The following is a 21,483-nucleotide window of genomic DNA, read 5'->3' on the forward strand; positions in this document are numbered from 1 at the left end:
GCAAAAAGTTTAAATTGGCTTCCGTTTCCTAGGCTTTAGATCATGGGCACTAACGATATTGTTAAGTTTGAGGCCTTATCGCCGGCCGAGTTCTTTAGGCGTAATCGAGAAATAGCAGGGTTTAGTAACCCGACTAGGGCTGTTTATCAGACGATTAGGGAGCTCGTTGAGAATAGTCTCGATGCAACTGAGACGTTTAAGATACTGCCGAGTATAAAGATCTACATTGATTATGCGGATCAATCTAGGAATTGGGTTAGTATTTATGTTGAGGATAACGGCATTGGAATACCTGGGGATGAAATACCAAACGTCTTTGGCAGGGTATTCTACAGCAGTAAGTATAGGATTAAGCAGCACAGGGGCATCTTTGGGCTTGGGGCGAAGATGGTTGTGCTGTACGCGCAATCTACTACGAACACGCCAATACTCGTTAGAAGCGCGCCGTTGAAGAGTGACGTTATTTATGAATATCAGTTGATGATTGACATTACGAAGAACGAACCCGTGATAGTCTCGCAGAGAACATTGGAAAATAAGTATGCGTGGCATGGCACGGCGATAAAGGTCGTGCTTGAGGGCGACTGGCCAAAGGCAAAGCGGAGGGTTGAGGAGTACCTGAGGAGGACCGCCATGGTCGCGCCATACGCAGAATTCGTGCTTAGGGGCCCCGATGAGGATGACGCCATTAAAATACCCAGGATAACCACGAAAATGCCCGACCCACCTGAGGAGGGTCTTCCTCATCCCAAGAGTGTTGATGTGGAGCTGATAAAGCAGTTAATACAGAGAGACCCAAGCATGCCACTACTTGAATTTCTCGTCGAGAACTTCGATGGCGTTGGCGAAACAATCGCAAAGACATTCCTAGACTTCGTTGGGTTACCGCCAGATATGCCCGTGGGCAAGCTCGTTAATGACGAATTGGTTAATTTTGTGACGAAGATGAGGGAGTTCAATGGGTGGAGGAGGCCAAGGGCTGATTGGCTTTCACCAATTGGTGAGGACATACTTGCTGAGGGCGTTAAGTTTATTCTTAGGCCCGAGGTCGTGTTTACAGTCACCAGAAAGCCAAGTTCATACATGGGCAATCCATTCATCGTTGAGGCAGCTCTTGCCTGGGGCGGATCTATTGAGCCTAGTGATAAACCGATTATTTATAGGTTCGCGAACAAGGTTCCGTTGATATATGATGAAGGTAATGACGTTGTTAGGAAGATAGTCGATGAGATTGACTGGACACAGTACAAGGTTAAGTTCCCAGCCTCACTGGCCATTGTGGTTCATATATGCTCGACGAAGATACCATACGCAAGCGCAGGTAAGGAGGCCATTGCCGAGGTCCCGGAGATTGAGTCGGAGGTTAGGAATGCTGTTAGGGAGGTTGCAAGGAAGCTCAGGCTTTACATAACAAGGAAGGAGAAGGAGCAGGAACTCCTAATGAAGTACGCAATATTCAGCATGTACGGTGAGGAGGTAGCCAACGCCCTCTCCTACGTGAGTAAGGCAGACCTTGACGAGCTGAGAGGAAGCATTAATGCGTTAATAAGGGAGAAGCTAAAGATAAGGAGTCTCGAGGAATTACTCACAAACACTGCTAACAATGCCGAGAACGGGAGTAATGAAGGCAATAGTGATCAGGAACACGAGCCATCATCATGAAGCCTCAGACGCACCAGCAACATCACCAAACCAATGAGTGTATCTCAATGTGGGTTTATATGATTATCTCCACCCAATTCATAATCACGCCGATAACTTCATGCCATGTAGATTCTTCAGGCTTATTTATCGTAAGTACTCATTGGCGAGTAAATCCCCGATCCATTAATTACCTAATGCTTCATGAATAACCCTCCTCAGTTCATGGAGAGCCTTAATTACGTCATCATCATTTAAGCATATCCTGAATAGGTGCGTTCTATCCTCCCTCTTATCACTATTCCCAAAACCCAAGACACCTGGGAACAGGGTCAGTAACGCCTTAGCCACATCCTCCTCTCTGAAGGGTAGTACCATGACGGCGACCTCATCGCATATACCGTGCAGGTAATCAACGTGCCAAAACCTATTAACAACCTTATTAAGATGCCTAACTATCCTTGCCGCGCACGCATTGCCACAGGAACCGACATACGCATAAAGCCCATTACCTATCATGAATTTCCTACCCCTCGTAACTACACGACCACCCCTACACTTAAATAGGGCTACGTAACTCCGTGCCCTCACCATACATAGGTCACATTAACAACGGCATACTCAGGTATTTCACCATTGATTATTACACCCGCGTTTGTCGGTGGATAATACTCAGCGGCATAGCACGTGAATCCAAGGGTGAGTGCGTATGTTGAGTTCGGTAAGACTGGGACGATTAATTGTCCATATTGACCAGCCTCATAGGCGTATGTCGAGCTTTCGTATGTGTATACCGCTGTCATGGGTATTGAGGGCATCGCTTGAGCCATAACGTACACGTAGTATGAAACAGACCCCTCAATGACCTGAGGATTCGATAGCCTATACGTTATAACTAAGTAACCTGGTCCCTTGGTCTCAAAGTATAGTTCTTTCGTTGCTTGAAGAGAGTAGCCATTGCAGTTAGTTATTGATAATGTGGCGTTTATAGTTAGGTTACTCGTAATAACCTCCCTATGGCTTAATGAGCCCTGATACTGAATTAAGCCTCCATTGGCCGTGCACTCATTCAGCTTTTGGAGGAGTGCTGTATACTTAATGAGCAGTTTTGTGTAATTACTCATCAACTCCTCATACTCAATTGAGTTAACGCATGAACCACCCACTGTCACATTATCCTTAGTTATGTAAAACGAGTGTATTAAGTACACGAGTACTATAGCGAGTACCAGCGCGAGAATCACCGTGCTCAATGCCTTAATGCTGGGCACTCGTGATTGTTATTGTGGGGTGAAATAAAAGTTAGTTTTTCGTAATGTGTAGATAGGCTTTTATAATTTCATAGAACCTGCAATTATGATAAACGTGTCACTACCCAATTACTGCAATGAGCCGGAGATCCTAGTCAAGATACCCAACGAACAAACAAACCCAGAGTGGGGTATACCACCGGAGAAGAGGCCCATGGATTTATACCTAAAGTATGGCTTCGTAATTATTGATAAGCCAAGGGGACCAACAAGTCATGAGGTGGCCGCCTGGGTTAAGAAAATGCTTAACCTCGATAGGGCTGGTCACTCGGGCACCCTCGATCCGAGGGTCTCGGGCGTACTGCCCATAGCGCTCGGTGAGTCCACGAAGGCCATGCCCGCGATTAACACACTGGATAAGGAGTACATAATGGTTATGAAACTTCATGGCGATGTCGATGACGAGAAGCTGAGGGCTGTGCTCAGGGAATTCACGGGCGCCATATATCAAAGGCCACCGTTGAGGAGCGCCGTTAAGAGACAGTTGAGGGTTAAGCATGTTTATGAACTTGAGCTTCTCGAGAGGGATGGTAAATACGTATTGATTAGAATGAATGTGGAATCTGGAACCTACGCTAGGAAACTCGCCTACGACATCGGCGAGGTGCTGGGGATCGGCGCGAACATGAGGGAGTTAAGGAGGACTAGGGTTGGTTGCTTCACGGAGAAGGAGGCAGTGACGCTTCAAGACCTTAAGGATGCGTATACGCTCTATAAGGATTATGGAGTTGAGGACCTGCTCAGGACCTACGTGAAGCCCGTTGAGTATATGGTGAGGCATCTACCTAAGGTCTGGATTAGGGATTCGGCAGTCGATGCGATATGCCATGGGGCTGCGTTAGCGGTTCCCGGTATTGTTAAATTAACAAATAACATAGGTAAGGGCTCGTTAGTGGCAATAATGACGCTGAAGAACGAATTAGTGGCACTTGGTTACGCAGAGATGACTAGTGACGAGATAATGAAGGCGCAGCGGGGGATAGCCGTTAAGACGACTAGGGTAGTCATGAAGAAGGGTACGTATCCTCCAATGTGGAAGAGAAGGAAGGCTGAGGGAAAGGCTGAGGAGAAGCCTCAGGAAAGCCCTGAGGGTAAGTCGTAGCAATAGTTTTATTACTCCATTTATTGTAAATGGACTGGCTGATGAGAGTTGAGGGTCAACTGACCTGGTGAGGAGCAGCGGATCGCCTGATTTCTATCTCGATATCTGTAATTTAAACCGGAACATGCAATTATAGGGATTAGGCGATTAGGTGGTTAATGAAACCGAGATATACCTGGACGAGTGCCCAGCATCACCGCTCAGTCACATACTGGCTCTACGGAGTAGTGTCGAGGGTGGTAATGAACTTCCATACCTGGGCTTGGATTCGATAAATGACGTAACCATATACCTAACCCACGCATGCAACCTTAATTGCAAACACTGCTACTTATCAGCGGGTAAGCCATTAAGTGGGGAGTTGAGTGTTGATGATTGGCTTCTCATACTCGATAAACTAAGGGATCTGGGGGTTAGGTACGTGTATTTATTGGGTGGTGAGCCGACGTTGTTGATTAAGAGGGGTTTGTTGAGGATAATAGGTCATGCAAAGGATCTTGGTTTTTACGTATCGATGAGTACCAATGGTACGTTAATTAATAGGGAGAATGCGCTTCAACTTAAAAAGGCTGGGCTTGATCAGGTCCAGGTAAGCCTAGATGGTCCAAACCCCGCAGTTAATGATGTAATCAGAGGTTTTGGCAGTTTTGATAAGGCTATTAGGGCCGTCAACGTGCTTAAGGAGGTTGGTATTGCCGTGTCGTTATCATACACGGTAATTCCTGATAATGCCTATTACGTAACTGACATGGTTAAGTTGACGGAGAAGTTAGGGGTTCCCGTGCTTACCTTTATACGTGTTCAGGAGTTTGGTAGAGCCCGTGAAAACGGCTTATCGCTTAGTGATGGTTTAGCGAGGATGGTGATTAATGATTTAATGCGCATTAAGACCAGCGTTAAGCTGGTCCTAAATGGCTTTAGGTTTAGTCTCAGCGATTTATACGAGGCGCATAGGAAGTCCAGGGAGAGACTTAATGCCCTTAGGATCATTAATTACTCAACATGCCCCGCAGGCAGAAGCAGATTTGTAATAGATTCGGATGGTAGTATCTATGGGTGTGAACTGACCATGAATAAGGAGTTCTACGAGGGCAATGCGCTTAGGGATGATCTTAAGGTCATCTGGAGGAATGGTTTTAGGTCGTTTAGGAATAGGAACTATGTGAATATAAAGCCATGCAATACCTGCCCAATGGCTGACCTATGCAATGCAGGTTGCCCTGCCCGGGCATTTACAGCCTTCGGCTCCGTAAATTCACCTGATCCTTATTGCCCAATTGTTGGGAGATTGATTAATAAATCCAGGTAATGATTACTCCCTAACTCAAGGTGATGATTGTTGATGTATTTAGGGAGCTGAATAGGGACGTACTTAGCCTGATCAAGAGGGCTTACCTGGCGGACCCCGTTAGATACGCCTACCTTTACTACGACATTACTTACTACCCGGAATTTACCGAGGCGTACCTAAACGTGGTTGGCAATGACATAGTTGGCTACCTATTAATATTCAGGGGGTTACCATACACGGCAATTCACATAATCGGCAACGCACCCCTCAATGCCCTAAATGAGACCTTACTAAACAATCACCTGGTGATTCATGCCGAGACCGAGCCTAAGCACGTAAATTACCTAGTTAATAAGTTGTCAAGTAGTGGCGTAGTATCTTTATCCAGGGGCTTAACAATGATATGCTGGGGCAACCACTTTAAGGAGTTTGTAATTCGCGGAAACGTCACAATCCGTAGATTGTCAATTAATGACATCGATGAATTCCTCAAGATAAAGAACATTCAAGGATCACGGATAAGCAAGGCCGAGGCGTTAATCAGACTTTCATCACCTCACTGGCATTACTACGGCCTATTTACCAATAACGAGCTAGTGGCTATCGCAGGAACATACCTCAAGTTACCAGAGGTTTGGGCCATTGGCGACGTATTCACAGCACCTAATTACAGGAATAGGGGTTTTGCGAAGGCCGTTGTCTCCGCAATCACTAGGGATGCTATTAATGCTAATGCCATAGCTATGCTGCACGTGGACGAGGGTAACACACCGGCAATTAAGGTCTATGGGCAGCTTGGATATATTGCTGTTCAGTACTTTACTTGGTTACGCTTTGAGCACAACTCCTGAAAATAAATGACAACCTCAATTTGTTCAGTGTACTTAATGCATTGTTTGCGTGTTCTCATTTTTACTGATGGTAATGGTGCCTTATTAATTCATTGTTCTAATTATTAATGGATGTAATATACGTGAGCCCCCACATAGTTCTTCGTGCAGTAAGGTTTAAATATATGATAATTCCTCCCACAGTGGTATGGCAAAGGCGAAGATACTAATAATAGCTGGGGATGCCGTGGAAGCACTCGAGCTCTTCTACCCATATTACAGGCTTAAGGAGGAGGGTTGGGATGTCGATGTCGCCGCACCCAGTAAGAAGGATTTAAGGACTGTCGTTCACGATTTCGAGCCAGGTTGGGAAACCTATAGCGAAAAGCCAGGTTACCTCTTCAAGTGGGTTACCAAGACCTTATCTGAAGTTAGGCCTGAGGAGTACGATGGGTTGGTGATACCTGGAGGTAGAATGCCTGAGTACGTCAGGGTGGTCGCCTTAGAGGATATAAAACGAATAGTGAGGCATTTCTTCGAGACGGGGAAGCCCGTGGCTGCCATATGCCATGCACCGCAGATACTGGCTGCGGCTGGCGTAATTAAGGGTAGGAGGATGACGAGTTACATAGCCGTGAGACCAGAGGTGGAGAATAACGGAGGTATATGGGTGGACCAGGAGGTTGTGGTTGATGGTAACCTAGTGACATCCAGGGCCTGGCCGGACAACCCAGCCTGGATGAGGGAGTTCATAAAGCTGGTAAAGGCAAGAATAGGGTCTGTATGATGCGCTTAACGTAATCCGAATCCAAAGTTAAAAATACGCCTTTCATCATTAATCGGAAATACACTACTAAATGCGGTCAATACAACTACGCACTTAATTTAAAGGCCCAGGGCTTAAACTATCATGCCACGTGAATGATTAATGATAAATGCTGGTGTTTGGGGCAATGGCAATAAAGTTATCATGATTAAACATGGAATGCCGGTGGTCTATGTTCATTATATGGTTAATAACGAGTAAAGACGGTCATTTTTAACCATTAGAGTTAACAATGTAGGTTCACCGGACAACCCTATTGATTAGAGTCCCAATTCTCTCCACATACAACTCCACGGTATCCCCCGGCCTTAAGCTTCTTCCAATATCAAGCCCTGTACAACCAGACACGGTGCCGCTCCCAAAGACATCCCCGGGCCTAACGTACTCGCTCATTGATACGTAAGATATCATATCCCCAAAGTCCCACTGCATATCCTCTATCTTTGTATCGCACCAAATCTCTCCATTGATCCTGGCATAGACCCTTAAGCCCTTTATATCGGGTAGTTCGTCCCTCGTGACGATCCACGGACCAAGCCCATTGGCAAAATCCTTACTCTTGCCCGGACCAAGCAAAAGCCTTAATTCCACGGCCTCTAACTCCCTAACACTGAAGTCATTAAATATTGTATAACCAATCACCAAGTCGTAAGCTCTATCCTTACTCACGTCCTTGCCCTTCTTATACGTTATAGCAGCTACCTCAAGTTCGAAGTCCAAGGTCTTGGCGTAGCTCGGCCATGGAACGTCCTCCATATGCCCATAGAATATGGCTGGGTCACCCTTATAGTAAGTCGGCACCTTAAACCACTCCTCAGGTACCTTAATGCCCATCCTCCTTGATGACGCCTCAACATGGCCCCTAAAGGCAAGGAAGTCCCTAAGCATGTTAGCCCTGGTCAATGGGGCCTTCCACCTCACATCGCTGGCACGCCTCACCACGGCAATGTCCCTATGGCTCCTCACCCAATCAATGACATCATTGATCAACCTTAACCCCTCATCACCAGACTGTAGGACGCCCAGCATGTCTGGTGGTAAAACCGCATTGCAGAATCTTTCCGCGAACTGCTCATCCTCACCCTTATCAATAAGCATCGCGTAACAATTATCATTCAAATCAACGACATAATTATCCTCGAATAACACAGCGGACCTAACCCTACCATCCCTCAAATAACTAAGGAGCTTCATTAATGCATAATGTAATTAATGTAAAACTTATAAGTTTTATTTGAATTATTATCAGTTGGGAATCATGGAATGGCGGATAGGCCTTATTGAACTTGATAAGGGTGTCCATGCATACATACAGCCCAGGGGCACCTGGTTCATTGCCAATGCTGGGTTGATAGTGGGTAGGGACTTCTCCATAGTCATTGATTCATTAACGAATGAGAAAATGGCACTGGACTTCTTATCAAGCATAAGGAGGGTCACGGACAAGCCAATACGTTTTCTAATCAATACTCACTACCACGGTGATCACACATGGACTAATCATCTGTTCAATGCAATAACCATAGCCCATGTAAACACGAGAAGGTTAATCGAGGAGGAGATGAGGATGAGTGCAATGAGACTTTACGAAAAACTATTTCCTGAAATAGACTTCAGCGGTGCTAGATATACATTGCAGGACCTGGTCTTTTCAGAATCACTCACACTTTACGTGGGTGATAAGTCTGTTGAGGTTAAGTACATAGGGTATCCAGCCCACACCATTGGTGACGCCTACATTTACATACCCGACTCCAGAGTAGTGTTCGCAGGTGACTTATTATTTGCCGAACCATGCACGCCATTCGTACTATTCGGCTCCGTCTCAGGGTCAATAGAAGCCCTTGATAATTTAGCCTCACTGAATGCTGACATCTACGTACCAGGCCACGGCCCTATATCGTACGGCCGTAAAGCGCTCTACAGGGCTAGGGATTACCTAACGTATATCAGGGATGAGGCCTGGAGATTATTTAAGGAGGGCTTACCGTTTAATGAGGCTGCCCGGAGGATCGATCTCAGGGAATTCGCCAATTGGTATGATAAGGAGAGGGTGGTGGGTAATGTTGCGAGGGCCTATAGCGAGTTCAGGGGTGAAAGACCTGGTGCGCCATTGCAAAATCTTAACGAGATAATACTTGAGATGAACAGGTATCGACAGTATACGCAGGATGATTAAAGCGAAATAACTCGTTAATAATTACTCGATACTGTAGGGCGGTTTTCATAACCTACTGCCCTGGTGCGGGGGGTGGGATTTGAACCCACGCAGGCCTTCGCCAACGGGACCTCATTGCGGGGATTGTTATCCTACCCGCCCCCTTTGACCTGGCTCGGGCACCCCCGCAAGATCATTATCTTGCGGTTTGGTTTTAAGTGTTTTTCTGTGGTTTTGTTATGGTGTCTTGTGCTATGGGGAGAAAGTGTTATTAATGTTGTTTTCGATAACGGCTTCGTGTCTGCGGTTCTTTATGACCATGTCACTAAGAGGTTTGGGCGTATTGTGGCTGTTGAGGATGTTTACCTTGAGGTTCCTGAGGGTAGGATAGTGGCGCTCGTGGGTCCTAACGGTGCTGGTAAGACGACGATGCTCAGGCTTGCGGCTGGTATACTAGCTCCCGATGGTGGTAGGGTCCTTGTTTATGGCTATGATGCAATGAGCGTTAAGGCTAAGAGGAGGGTTGGGTTCATGACGCCCATGGACCGCGGTGTTTACTGGAGGTTAACGGCAATGGATAACCTAATCTTCTTCGGTGTATTGTACGGCTTATCGCTGGGGGAGGCTAGGGCGAGGGCTAAGGAGTTACTTGAGGACCTGGGACTTGGTGGGAGGGCTAATGATTGGGTTGCTACGTATAGTACAGGCATGATGAGGAGGCTCGAGATAGCCAGGGCGTTGATGCACGACCCAGATGTACTACTGCTTGACGAGCCAACAAGCGGCATAGACATTGATGCGAAGCGCAGCATACTTAACTTCATTAGGGGTCTTAGGGGTAGGAAGACCGTGATCCTCGCATCCCACGATCCTCAGGAGATTGAGTTGGCGGATGCAGTTGTGTATATAAATAGGAGGATTTTGAATGAGTCGCCTGCCCTTAAGGTGGTTAAGGTCCTCGTTAAGGGTTCCGTGGATGGGCTTAGCGGATTTAATGTGGAGGGCGTTGGTGATGATGAGTACGTAATAGTAACAACAATTGATAAGTTTAATGAGTTAATGAGTATGTTAGCCATGTATGATGGTAGGGTCAGGGTTGTGGATATAGATGTTGAGGTTGCGGTGGCCGAGGGCAATGCACGGAAGATGGAGAGGGTTTTGAGGAGGAGGGAGGGGTGGTTGTGATGGGCATTATTGATAGGCTGTACGGTTTCGTTGTGATTAGAGGCTGGAAGATGTGGGTTTCATACAAGACGCAAGTCGTGCTTACAATGATTAACTGGGTCATCCCAGTATTTATATACTTCTTCATTGGCGTTACCCTGGGGTTTGGGAGGTTAAGTACTATTAGGGATTACACGGCATTCATGGTCATAGGCACGGCATTCCAGGGCTACTTCTCGGCATCAGTAACGACGTTGGCTGGTCGTATAAGGAATGAGGAATTGATTGGGACCCTGGAGTATCTAATAGCAGCGCCGCTGAGGCCTATGACGTTGATGATGTATAGTACTGTGTGGGGATTGGTTATAAATTCAATAAGTGCTATCACGGTCCTATTAATTGGGCTTGGACTCGGTGTGCCATATAAAGTCAATGCATTGTCTACGGCTATATTCCTAATACTTTACCTGGCATCAATAATTGGCTTAAACCTAATTGCCGGTGCAGTGGTCCTAATCGTTAAGCAGGGCAATCCCATAGCCCTATTCACCTCAGTGGCCTCAAACCTACTGGGTGGCGTCGTATTCCCCATCTCGGTATTACCGACATGGCTTAGGTACATAAGTTACTCATTATCCTTAACCTGGGCATTATCAGGGCTTAGGGGTGCCATGCTTAATGGTTACGGTATTCAACAACTCCTTAACTACCTATGGCCATTGGCCGCCTTAGCCCTGGCATACATAGTGATTGGGATTACACTATCTAATTATGCCTTCACGAGAATACTCAGGGAGGGCTCGGTCCACATGTACTGAGGCCAGCGATTGCAAGGGTTAGGTGGGCCTATGCTTACTCACTGCCTCCTTGACGGATTCGTAGACCGCCCTCCCGATTAATTCTCCGATTTTAGAATGGCCGCCGGTGTATGTTATGCGTATGCCATTGCCTGGAACTACCATTACGTTATCCGTGCCTGTCCCCGTGGCTATTAGGCCGGGCGTGTAACTACTTGTGATTCCAAGGTCCTGGAGCGCCGCGCACTTTGCTTCCGTTATTGTTATTAAAGCCCTGGCCATGGCGGCTTCCGTCAACGAGGCGTTAGTTATTAATATGATATTTATCGTGCCTACTCTCTCGAACCTACCATCAACCTCGTACATAGATGCCTTATCCACACCAGTCCTCAACGCATTTGACTCGACACCGGCAGTGGTGAATGCCGCCACCCACACGTCCCTATATTCATCGCTTGCCATCGCCAGGTCATCCATGTCCACCCCAGTGCCTAGGCATGCGTAATCGCCCGGGGCTATCCTCAACTGACTCATTAGTGAATCTAGGTATTTCTCACGAAAGCCCTGACTATGTAGTGCGCACCATAAGTCCGGTGGTGCGTAGTTATTGCATACGAAGCGTACATTAACCATGCCATGCATCGTACTGAGCACATGCCTTCTCTGTGCTAGGTCAATGAGGAGTGTCTTAACGTTGATGCTGCCATAGCTTTGATAGTATATTCGAGCCGTCATACCATCGCGAGACCAGACCTCCCTAAACGCGACGCTCATTACGTAGTAGGATGAGCATCCTATTAATAAGCACTGCGCCCATAAAAGTCCTAAATAAGATAGAGGATTCCTAGGATTAGCAATGCCAAGAGCGCCCTAGTTAGTGTGGATATGAGCATTATGGTGATGCCATCCTTAGGCCCATAAATACCGAGGTAATAAGGCGCATTATGCCTGATCCCACGTATTAATGATGAGGCCACGTAACCAATCAACAACCACTTTACGATTAAAATGCCGTTGAACCCCTCATTAATGAGTGTACCTGCGGCTGCGAAGGCCGCGTTATCGTTAATGACGTAAGCCATTATTAAACTCACCGCGTATGGACTTAGGGTGCTGAAAGCACGTGTTAAATAATTATTGAGGTAGTTGTTAAGTCCGAGGAGCTCGATGGTGATGAGTGCCGCGCTCGTTATTGACGTAATCAGTACTATCCTCGTGATGAATTTAAGGGCCATCCTCAGATTAAGCGAATTACTCACAACCTGCCCAATAGGCTCGGTAATGCTGCCCTGGACCCTATCCTTATTTGAGCCCCATCTTCCGAGGGCCGCAAATATCATCATCTGCATTAAACCAATAGTCATGAGGATTAGGAGATAGAGGAGGCCATAGATGCCCATTGTGCCTAGCAGTACTGGGATGAGGGTCCTTAAGTGCGAGAGCAGGGCTGGGAATGCATTAATAAGAGATGCTATGTATAGCTCCCTACGTGTTAATTTACTGTCTTTATACATGGTTACGAGCATTGAGGACGCGGTGGATGGACTAACAAAGGAGACCATAAACGGTAAGGAGCAATAACTGGGCAGTCCAGACAGTGCGGTGATCCACCGCCCCAACCTGCTTATGGGCCTCATTATAGCTCTCCTACTCATTATGTAGTACATGGCAAGCACTCCTAATGCTATGCTGGGTATCGTGAGCGACAGGTAGTGAAGTTCGTAAATGATTACATTCATTGCCTGCTCCACTAACCAACACCCTCCAACACACCCTCCAATTCAGCGTATATATCCCTTAATTTACGTATGACGTCCTCCGACGTATGCCACAACCCCCTTTCATACGCCTCATACAGTCTCTTGATGATTTGCTCTAATGCGTATGGATTAACCTCAATAAACCACCTCCTCATCTCATCACTAAACACGTACGTCTCCGCAACCCTATCCCAAACCCAATCATCCACCGCATTCATAGTCGCGGCCAGGCCGAGGACATACTCAACACGCTTCGAAATGTTCTGGGCGCCCATGTAGCCGTGCCTCCTCATACCCTCAATCCACTTTGGATTGAGTAACCTGGTCCTCACGTAGAACCCAACGGCATCTCTAACGTTCATCATCCTAGGTCTGTCCTGGGTTAGGTCCGTGTAGAGAACTAAGGGCCTCTTACCTGAGTATACCTCGACGGACTTTGATAGGCCGCCTAGGTATGCGTAGTAGTCGTCTATGTCGATTATTGAGTAATCAACGCTGGACTGAACCTGACTAGTGACATCCACCCTACTCAGTAATGCCTTAAATAGGTCCTTGAGCTCGTTCGAGTTCATACCGCGCATGTCACCGTCATAACCAAAGCCCATGTACATGGTATAAACACTGGCGATGTCTGTATCCGCCCTCCACCTCGACGTCTCTACTAGGTGATTAACCTTATTCCCGTAGTCACCAGGCCTCTCGCTGAACGTCCTTACTAACGAGGCCTCACCATACCTATTCCTTAACTCAAGGTAGTGCTTACGGACGTAATTCACATCCACCGGCTCATCTAACCCCGCGACTAGTCTAACTGCCTTATTAATGAGCGAGATTAAGTGCGGGAACATGTCCCTGAACACGCCGCTCATTGTCACAACAACGTCTATCCTGGGCCTACCGAGGTCCTTAATAGGTATTACCTCCAACCTGGGGTCCCAACTACCTGGCCTATGAATAAGCTTAACACCGAGGTAACGCAATGCCTGCCCAATACTGACCCCTCTAGTCCTCGACTCCTGGCCTCCCCAAACAACAATGCCGACAGCCTCAGGATACCTACCATACTGCTCCAGGTACCTCTTAATACTCTCCTCGGCAATCCTCGCACCCAACTCAAGCGCCGATTCGCTGGGTATCTTAAGTGGGTCGAGCGCGTAGAAGTTCCTCCCGGCGGGTAGGACGTCGGAGTCCATCACGTAATCACCACCGACACCGGCCGGTATATACTCCCCATTCAACGCCCTAATTACGTTCTTAAGCTCAAGCTTAGGCGATAGCCTTAACCTCTCTACCACATCACGCGCGTAATTCAGCACGGCCTTGGCATCATCGCCCTTAATACCATATTCCTCCGCCACCTTAATTGCTGAATCAACGCCACCCACAATCAATGCTCTGACAATCCTCCTAACCCCCTTGTCTATTGACCTTAGGATATTCGCATACTTACCTGGATGCTCGAGTAAGTCATCATAGTCGTACCCCATTGCCTCGGCCAGGAGCCTATGTAGTGACTTAACAACGCCCCTATCACGCCTTAACGCCAGCGTTAGGTAATCAACGACCTCATCATCGCTCAACTCCACGCCGAGGACCCTCAACCCGTACGGCATTGCCGAGCGCTCCATCCTCATAAGCTCATCATAAAGGGCTTCGAGGTCTTTCACCTCCAACCCATACTTACCCGCAATGCTCTCTATGGACTTGAGCACCGCGCTTGCCCTGGGCTTGTCGATAACGTTCGCCTCTCTGTACTCATCGATCAAGTCACGCAGCCTCTTTAGCTCATTGTTGAGGCCCGCCTCGGTTATCCTGGGCGAGAGGTGGCTAATTAGTACGGCGTATGACCTCCTCTTGGCGATCGTGCCCTCGCCAACGACGACCACGTGGTAGATGTACACGTTTGGTAAATTCCCAAGAAGTGCGTCTGGAGGGCAGCTGGAAGACAGACCGACCTGCTTACCTGGGAGGAACTCGAGCGTGCCGTGAGTCCCAACATGGATAACGGCATCCGCATGCCAAACCTCCTCAAGCCACCTGTACAGTGCGACGTATTGGTGATGTGGGTATAGTTCTGAGTCATGGTAAATCCTGCTGGGATCCTCATGCCAGCCCCTGCTTGGTTGCAATACAATCACTACATTACCTAAGTCAAGCACTGGCAGTGCAAGGCCTCCATTCCTAGTCATAACATTGCCAGGGGGCTCACCCCACTGCTTAATGATCCTCTCCCTAAGCTCCGGCCTTAATTTACTGAATAGGTTCATGTACGTAGCCCTATCGACCAGTACATAATTGGCGCCGGCCGACCACCTGCCTGAGTTTGGGTTTCTCACGAAGAACTCCTTAATGGTATCGGCAGTGACGGGCTTAACTCTAAATCCCTCCTCCGACAACCTCCTCAGTAATACTTCAACTGACTTAAGCGTGTCGAGGTATGAAGCCCTACCTATGTTCTCCTCGCCAGGTGGGTAATTATATATTATGATAGCGATCCTCTTATCGGCATTGGGCTTTTGCCTAAGGGTTAACCACCTATCAGCCCTGCTGAGCACCCTATCAACCCTGTCCTGGATTACCTCCATAGCCTTAACACCGTTTCTATTGACAAGGCCCGCTATTGGGATGGGCTCTATGGCGCCGTCGACCTCAGGCATGGCCACGGCGTATATGACCTCGATTGGGCTGAGCCCCGTTGGGTCCCTAACCCATGCGTCAGCGTCCCTACCATACATGACCACGGGGCTCATAACGGGGACGTTGAACTTAGGCAATACGTCGGAATCCTCACGGTTTCTAACCAACCTAAACCACTGTAAGTTGAGTATAGCCCCAACGCTCGCACTGCTAAGCAACTCCCTTAGGCCCCTCAGTGTGTAGCCGTAATTGGAGAGGAGCGGGACTACATCGGCCCTACCCCTCATTATGTGGGTAATCACCTTCCTGGCCTTATCGTACGATTGCCCCGAGTAGGCTAACAATACTATGAACGGCGCCTTTAACCTCCTACGCATCATGAGTTCATTAATTCCGTGATATACGTTGCCCTCATCATCCTCAATCCAGTAATCCCCCAACTCGATGGGCGGCCTCGGCGCTGGCGCCTCAATACCGCAGTATTCCCTGAGTACTAGCCGTACCATATTAATTATATTCTCCCTACGCCAATTTCTCCAGTAATCAATCAGTAATGCCCAATTCTTAAGGTGGCGTGATACAGGGTTAGGAAGGGATTTAGACATTTCATGAAGCACGTGGGAAACGGTTTTCGGGTCGAAGTAATTAATAGACTGGGTGGGGCCATTACGTGGAGATAACGAGGCGATTAGGTAATCCCCCATTTTATAATTGTGAATTCTTGTAAGCATTACGGTTTCTAGGCCAGTGCTTAATGTAATGACGACAGGCGCCTCGCGCAACCAGTTCCCTAGGTAATTCAACAGCTCTGGGTGATCACCCATTAGGCTTAGCAGCGCTATGTCTGGCCTTGCCACGGCGGATAACTGCCTCGAAACCTCATGTATGTCGTAACTCTCCAGGTAAATTGTGTTAAATTCCACATCATCGATTCCGCTTAATGCTTCGTTTAATGCCTCATAAAATCCCTCAGTCATTAAAGACCTGGTAATCAACAGTATACGGCATTTTGGCATGGTTAGTCACCAACCCTGACAGTATCCACCGCGTACTTACTGAGTACGTCAATGTACGTTATCGATGGGTCATAAATCAACTGCGGCCTTGTATCGTAAATAACCACCTTAGCCAACCTACTTAACTCGACCATGAAGCTCTCGAGCTCCTCCCTGACATCCTTCATTAAAGGTACGTTGGCCTTACCGTCAGTTATGACGTAGACCCAGTAATCACCCCTCAACTTAAGGCCCAACCTCTTAATTAGGTCAACGGCGCAGGCGAGTGCCGCAGATAACGGCGTCGCGCCACCGCTTGGTAACCCCTCTAGAGTACTTAATACCTGCCAGTAATTCCTCGTTGGTTCGATAATCACGTCCACGCCACGGCCTCTGAAACTTATGAGACCTACGTAACTCCTCTTCACGTAAGACTCCTCGGCTATTCTCCTCACCAGTCCCTTTGCTACCTCAATCCTTCTCATGAAGTTCATACTACCGCTGGCGTCAAGGACTATCAGCGAGATCCTCGGGGCCCTAACCCTCCTAACCCTAACCATTAGGTCTCCCCAATCAACCTTAATCGGCAACCCCGCACCCCTAAGCGCTGCGTGCACGATCGATGCCGTTAAATCAACATCAGCCGAGCCCTCCTTATTACTAATTGGTAGGTACATGTATGGAATACCGTGGGGCTGACCAACAATCCTCCTGAAGGAGGACCTTGACCCCAGCCCATGGCTTCCAGCGTGTATGAACTCCTTCCTAAACTCCACTGGAATACCCACGCTAGCTACCCCATACCTCCTGGAATTACCGTCCACACCGCCTACATTACCTCCAGTACCTGCATTGCTATGTTCATCTTGTGCCGTGCTCATGCCATCCCTCAACATGCCACCTCGCTGGTTAGGTGTTTGCCCTGGTTGTTCATTCCGTGTGTTATTATCGTTAATCAATGGTTGAGGGAGTATCGGTGGTTTAGGCCTCTCGAATGGCCGGGCCTTGAGCCTATGTGGTAGTGCAAGTTCCATGGCCCTCTGTAAATCCTCCATGGTGACCCTAGTCCTCCCCTCCAACGCCGCTAATGCTTTAGCGGTCCTTGTCGTGACTATCTCGGCGCGACTCGTCCTTATGTCCAGTTTAATTATAGTCTCAACTAGGGTCTTGAGTAGGTCATCAGGCATCTCAACCCTTTTCACCAATTCCCTGGCCTTCCTAATCTCTTCCCTAATCTTCTTAATCTCAGGTTCCCACCTTCTGTAAAAGCCCTCGGGGTCCCTATTGAATTCCTCAACCCTCCTAACAATCTCAGCCCTCACCTCCGGGTCCCTGGGAGCCTCTACATCTACGATGAGGCCAAACCTATCGAGAAGTTGAGGCCTGAGTTCACCTTCCTCGGGATTCATGGAGGCCACTAGTATGAACCTGGCCGGGTGTTTGACGGACACGCCCTCCCTCTCCACCACGTTCCAGCCGTAGGCGGCTGCGTCCAGGAGTATGTCGATTATGTAATCATCGAGTAGGTTAACCTCATCAATGTATAGGATGTTCCTGTTAGCCTCAGCTAAAAGGCCAGGTTGGAGTGCCCTCACGCCCTCCGTTATTGCCCTCTTGATGTCCAGCGTGCCGACAAGCCTATCGACGGTTATTGAGAGGGGTAGGTCAATAACCCTCATCTTTTTAATCGCCACCGGCAACCTCTCACCCCTCTGGTACCTGGCATAGCATGAGTCACACATCAGTTGCGGATCGCGTGGGTCGCAATTGAATGGGCAGTCGGCCACCACCTCAACCTCAGGCAGCACATCCGCAAAGGACCTAACTAGCGTGGTCTTCCCAGTACCCTTATCACCCCTAAGCAGGACACCGCCAATTAATGGGTTAACAGCGACGGCGAGAAGGGCCGACTTAGCCTTATCCAACCCCACGATGGCGGGGAACGGAAAGGTAACACGACGGCTCATACGATCACCACCGGTCTACCGTTATGTTCAATCACCGTGGTTTTGACCCCGTACACCTCCTCAATAATGCTTGGGCTGACATCGCCTGGACTTAATTCAGCGATTACCCTACCATTGTGCATCACGTAAATCCTATCCGCATACTTAAGGGCTAGGTTTATGTCATGCATTGCAGTTAATACTGCAATTCCATCCTCACGCGCTATCCTCGATAATACTTCCATTACCATAACCTGGTGCTTGAGGTCTAGGTTACTCGTCGGTTCATCAAGAAGCATTAAAACACCTCCCTGCGCGATGGCCCTAGCTATGTGAACGAGTTGGGCTTCGCCACCACTAAGCCTATTAATCATCTTATTAGCCAAGTATTCAATGCCAAGCCTTCTCATGGCATTAATGGCTACATCAACATCGAACTTGCTTGGTCTAAGCCCCATGTACGGCAGTCTACCCAGCAGGACAGCGTGGAATGCCTCGATTGGGTACGTGACTACGTAATTCTGCGGTACGTAGGAAACGAGCCTAGCAATTTCACGTCTACTCATCCTCAATGCATCCCTACCGTTGATCCTAATGAAGCCCTTGAAGACCTTAGCCATGCCCAGAATACACCTAATTAATGTGGACTTACCGGCACCGTTGGGCCCCATTAATGCCACCAATTCTCCATCTTTAGCGTTAATGCTTACGTCCCTGATTATCGGTCTCTCGTAGCCGCACGTAAGATTCCTTACTTCAAGCACGTCATTACTCATAACCATATTGGGTCCCCCTTGATATGACGATGGCCAGTAAGTATGGTGCGCCGATCATTGAAAGTACAACGCCTATGGGTATCACGTATGGCGGCACTAGGGCCTTTGAGACCACGTCGGCTAGTACAGCAACGTCAGCACCCATGAGTGCCGAGGCTGGCACTAGGTACCTATTGTCATTACCAATGAGTATCCTCATTATGTTTGGTATCACTAAGTCGATAAAGCCCACCAAACCAACGAAGCTTATCACAGCCGCTGCCTGGAATGCCGTCACGAGCATTACGGCCAGTCTCGTATTCCTGACATTAACACCGAGGCTATGGGCGACATCATCGCCTAAATTAAGCGCGTTTAGTCTCCATGAAATGAGTACGTAGTATGGTATTGCAAGTAGTGACAGGGACATGTAGGGTATGTAGTTGAGGGTTACGTTAGTTACGCTACCCAGCATCCACATGACGATGGCGTGACTTACATCTGGATTGCCAGAGAAGTACTGGATTAACGAAGTACCTGTGCTAAACACGAACATCACGGCTACGCCGGCCAGTATTATCGTGACCGGCGACGCACCCTTAATGAAGGATAGGAAGTAGACGAGTAGTGCTGCTATTGATGCCGCTATAAATGCGCCAATAATTACTAGGTACGGCTCCGTTATCACGGGTAAGTAATACCTAACGACGTAGCCGGCGCCGAGGAGTATGGCCACGGCAGCCCCAAAGCCCGCGGCTGCGGAGACGCCGAGTGTGTAGGTCGACGCCAGCGGATTCCTAAGAATACCCTGCAGCATGGCGCCTGCGGATGCGAGTGACGCGCCAAGTAGTAGCGATGCTAAAGTCTCGGGAAGCCTTATTTGCCATATCACTAAGTACGTATCGTGGGGAACACCGAATACGGGGTCAATACCATCAATAATTGCCTTCAAGGCAACAATGGGATTAACTCTATAGGCCCCGATCACCACATCAAGAATTATTAACGGAAATAATGCTAAGCCGCTGGCCATTATTAACCCCCACCTCATCCACTGCACCACCAAGTACCACCTGGTTCGGCAGTCCTTAGGAATTCCTCGAAGTATTGGTTAAGGTATTGAGTGGCGTTAACGCCAGCGAAGGCGCTAGGGTATACCTGGCTAGCTATGTATAACGAGACTATTAACTGCGGCGGCCCCTCGGTTAGGTAGCCGGGTATCACGATGACCCTGCCGTACTTAACGGCATTAGTCGCATTGAGTATTGGGTTGCTCCTTATTGAGTTAATTATTGATTCGCAGTAGGCCGTGGTGTTCAGTGAATGCGGGTTTAAACTCCACGTCACTGCGATTATGACGTCTGGGTTACATTGGAGCACGGCACTAGGCTCAACCTGCATTGACTTATTGAAGCATGGCTGTAGGCCGGCATTGACGGCCGCCCAATACGGGTCTCCAGAGGGGCCTGATGTGAACCATAAGCTGTATTCGTAATCGAAGATTACGTAGGCCTTATACCTGGTGGGAACTTTACTCAAGCCCCTCTGCAATACCTGGTGCACATTGTTAATGAAGTCGATTAGTTTCACGGCATTGCCAGTGTGGTTGGTGATTAGCCCGAGGAGGTATATGAATGATGATAGGTTATCCTGAGGTCCATAACCAATCACTGGAATGCCAAATGGGCTTAGCTTACCTCTTACTGTTTGGACACCGTAGCTCCACTCTATGACTAGGTTGGGCTTTAGGTTAATTATCTCCTCGTAATTCCATGACCACATTCCTTGACTCACGGCCGGTAGTGTCGTTAAGTTCCCAAAGAGCCAGGGAAGCTCCTTAGCGTAGCCCTCAATACCCACCACCGTGTTTCCAGCCCCTATATCGATTAGTATCTGCATGGCGACGGTGTTGTCGGCCACGATTCTCTTGACGGGTATTTTCATGGTTACGTTAGACCCATAATTCTCAACAGTAATGGAGGTACCATTGTAACTAACGATTTCGAAATTGGGCGATGAGTAATAGACGTAAGAGGCGACTCGGGTTACAGACTTATGCGCACTCCACTCATACAGTGTTATTGTCGCTATAAGGGCTATTGCCACCACTATTATTGTGAGTAATGCTGCAGTTACCTTACCCATCCTCGACATGACGCCCGACATCACGTAGTAGGATAAGCATCCTATTTAAAAGCCCTTCCATTCGCAGAATTTTTATCAATTATATCACCGTAAATTTACTCCTTAATTTACAGCAGTCATTTCGAG

Annotated in this window: 18 protein-coding genes and 1 tRNA gene; 8 read left to right on the plus strand and 11 right to left on the minus strand. The window is 48.1% G+C overall.

All coding sequences use genetic code 11. The features are described 5' to 3' along the window. The first annotated feature begins 42 nt into the window (after nucleotides 1-42). The gene (locus VDIS_RS09305; protein ID WP_013336987.1) at nucleotides 43-1,662 is read left to right on the plus strand and encodes a DNA topoisomerase VI subunit B; all 1,620 of its coding nucleotides are present in this window, start codon (nucleotides 43-45) and stop codon (nucleotides 1,660-1,662) included. 165 nt (nucleotides 1,663-1,827) lie between these two features. Here VDIS_RS09305 and VDIS_RS09310 read toward each other — a convergent pair whose 3' ends face one another. Together VDIS_RS09310 and VDIS_RS09315 are read right to left on the minus strand one after the other, a co-directional pair. After that, nucleotides 1,828-2,235 carry a GIY-YIG nuclease family protein gene (locus VDIS_RS09310; RefSeq protein WP_013336988.1) on the minus strand — a complete coding sequence of 136 codons (408 nt, stop codon included), beginning with the start codon at nucleotides 2,233-2,235 and terminating at the stop codon, nucleotides 1,828-1,830. After that, nucleotides 2,229-2,912, minus strand: coding sequence for a hypothetical protein (locus VDIS_RS09315; RefSeq protein ID WP_013336989.1), 684 nt, complete (start codon nucleotides 2,910-2,912; stop codon nucleotides 2,229-2,231). Before VDIS_RS09315 ends, VDIS_RS09310 begins: the two co-directional genes overlap by 7 nt. 85 nt (nucleotides 2,913-2,997) lie before the next feature. Here VDIS_RS09315 and VDIS_RS09320 point away from each other — a divergent pair, with 85 nt between their 5' ends. The 4 genes from VDIS_RS09320 to VDIS_RS09335 all read left to right on the plus strand — a co-directional run bounded on the left by VDIS_RS09320 (nucleotide 2,998) and on the right by VDIS_RS09335 (nucleotide 6,961). Then, the gene (locus tag VDIS_RS09320) at nucleotides 2,998-4,053 is read left to right on the plus strand and encodes an RNA-guided pseudouridylation complex pseudouridine synthase subunit Cbf5 (protein ID WP_013336990.1); all 1,056 of its coding nucleotides are present in this window, start codon (nucleotides 2,998-3,000) and stop codon (nucleotides 4,051-4,053) included. Between the two features lie 151 nt (nucleotides 4,054-4,204). Further along, on the plus strand, nucleotides 4,205-5,362 hold the full coding sequence (locus VDIS_RS09325) for a radical SAM/SPASM domain-containing protein (RefSeq protein ID WP_013336991.1): 1,158 nt from the start codon (nucleotides 4,205-4,207) through the stop codon (nucleotides 5,360-5,362). Between the two features lie 23 nt (nucleotides 5,363-5,385). Next, entirely contained in the window at nucleotides 5,386-6,195 is an 810-nt protein-coding gene (locus VDIS_RS09330) for a GNAT family N-acetyltransferase (protein ID WP_013336992.1), read from the plus strand. 187 nt (nucleotides 6,196-6,382) lie between these two features. Then, nucleotides 6,383-6,961, plus strand: a complete 579-nt coding sequence (locus VDIS_RS09335; RefSeq protein WP_013336993.1) for a DJ-1/PfpI family protein — start codon at nucleotides 6,383-6,385, stop codon at nucleotides 6,959-6,961. Nucleotides 6,962-7,240: 279 nt separating this feature from the next. Here VDIS_RS09335 and VDIS_RS09340 read toward each other — a convergent pair whose 3' ends face one another. Continuing rightward, complete coding sequence (locus VDIS_RS09340) at nucleotides 7,241-8,194, minus strand: fumarylacetoacetate hydrolase family protein (RefSeq protein ID WP_013336994.1); 954 nt, start codon at nucleotides 8,192-8,194, stop codon at nucleotides 7,241-7,243. Between the two features lie 64 nt (nucleotides 8,195-8,258). On the opposite strand from VDIS_RS09340, the gene VDIS_RS09345 reads away from it, so the two are divergent. Beyond that, complete coding sequence (locus VDIS_RS09345; protein WP_013336995.1) at nucleotides 8,259-9,179, plus strand: MBL fold metallo-hydrolase; 921 nt, start codon at nucleotides 8,259-8,261, stop codon at nucleotides 9,177-9,179. A gap of 61 nt (nucleotides 9,180-9,240) precedes the next feature. Here VDIS_RS09345 and VDIS_RS09350 read toward each other — a convergent pair. Continuing rightward, nucleotides 9,241-9,347 (minus strand) — tRNA-Leu (locus VDIS_RS09350). A 108-nt stretch (nucleotides 9,348-9,455) separates the two neighbouring features. Here VDIS_RS09350 and VDIS_RS09355 point away from each other — a divergent pair. Next, nucleotides 9,456-10,343, plus strand: a complete 888-nt coding sequence (locus tag VDIS_RS09355; protein WP_052885930.1) for an ABC transporter ATP-binding protein — start codon at nucleotides 9,456-9,458, stop codon at nucleotides 10,341-10,343. After that, nucleotides 10,343-11,140 carry an ABC transporter permease gene (locus VDIS_RS09360; protein ID WP_013336997.1) on the plus strand — a complete coding sequence of 266 codons (798 nt, stop codon included), beginning with the start codon at nucleotides 10,343-10,345 and terminating at the stop codon, nucleotides 11,138-11,140. The genes VDIS_RS09355 and VDIS_RS09360 overlap by 1 nt, the downstream gene beginning before the upstream one ends. Before the next feature lie 18 nt (nucleotides 11,141-11,158). Here the strand turns inward: VDIS_RS09360 and VDIS_RS09365 are convergent, their stop codons facing one another. Genes VDIS_RS09365 through VDIS_RS09395 form a run of 7 tightly spaced genes read right to left on the minus strand, consistent with a single transcriptional unit; the run spans nucleotide 11,159 to nucleotide 21,378 of the window. Next, nucleotides 11,159-11,893: an adenosylcobinamide amidohydrolase gene (locus VDIS_RS09365; RefSeq protein ID WP_013336998.1), complete on the minus strand. Its 735-nt coding sequence runs from the start codon at nucleotides 11,891-11,893 to the stop codon at nucleotides 11,159-11,161. A 50-nt stretch (nucleotides 11,894-11,943) separates the two neighbouring features. Continuing rightward, nucleotides 11,944-12,870, minus strand: a complete 927-nt coding sequence (locus tag VDIS_RS09370) for a hypothetical protein (RefSeq protein ID WP_052885818.1) — start codon at nucleotides 12,868-12,870, stop codon at nucleotides 11,944-11,946. Then, a complete protein-coding gene (gene bchH / locus VDIS_RS09375; RefSeq protein WP_148678307.1) occupies nucleotides 12,870-16,532 on the minus strand; it encodes a magnesium chelatase subunit H in 3,663 nt (1,220 codons plus the stop codon). Before bchH ends, VDIS_RS09370 begins: the two co-directional genes overlap by 1 nt. Before the next feature lie 2 nt (nucleotides 16,533-16,534). Further along, entirely contained in the window at nucleotides 16,535-18,478 is a 1,944-nt protein-coding gene (locus tag VDIS_RS09380; protein ID WP_013337001.1) for an ATP-binding protein, read from the minus strand. Continuing rightward, on the minus strand, nucleotides 18,475-19,239 hold the full coding sequence (locus tag VDIS_RS09385; RefSeq protein ID WP_148678308.1) for an ABC transporter ATP-binding protein: 765 nt from the start codon (nucleotides 19,237-19,239) through the stop codon (nucleotides 18,475-18,477). The genes VDIS_RS09380 and VDIS_RS09385 overlap by 4 nt, the downstream gene beginning before the upstream one ends. Then, nucleotides 19,226-20,275, minus strand: a complete 1,050-nt coding sequence (locus tag VDIS_RS09390) for a FecCD family ABC transporter permease (protein ID WP_052885819.1) — start codon at nucleotides 20,273-20,275, stop codon at nucleotides 19,226-19,228. Before VDIS_RS09390 ends, VDIS_RS09385 begins: the two co-directional genes overlap by 14 nt. Beyond that, complete coding sequence (locus VDIS_RS09395) at nucleotides 20,260-21,378, minus strand: ABC transporter substrate-binding protein (RefSeq protein ID WP_013337004.1); 1,119 nt, start codon at nucleotides 21,376-21,378, stop codon at nucleotides 20,260-20,262. Before VDIS_RS09395 ends, VDIS_RS09390 begins: the two co-directional genes overlap by 16 nt. Between the last annotated feature and the right edge of the window lie 105 nt (nucleotides 21,379-21,483).

The sequence above is a fragment of the Vulcanisaeta distributa DSM 14429 genome (assembly GCF_000148385.1).
GTDB lineage: Archaea > Thermoproteota > Thermoprotei > Thermoproteales > Thermocladiaceae > Vulcanisaeta > Vulcanisaeta distributa.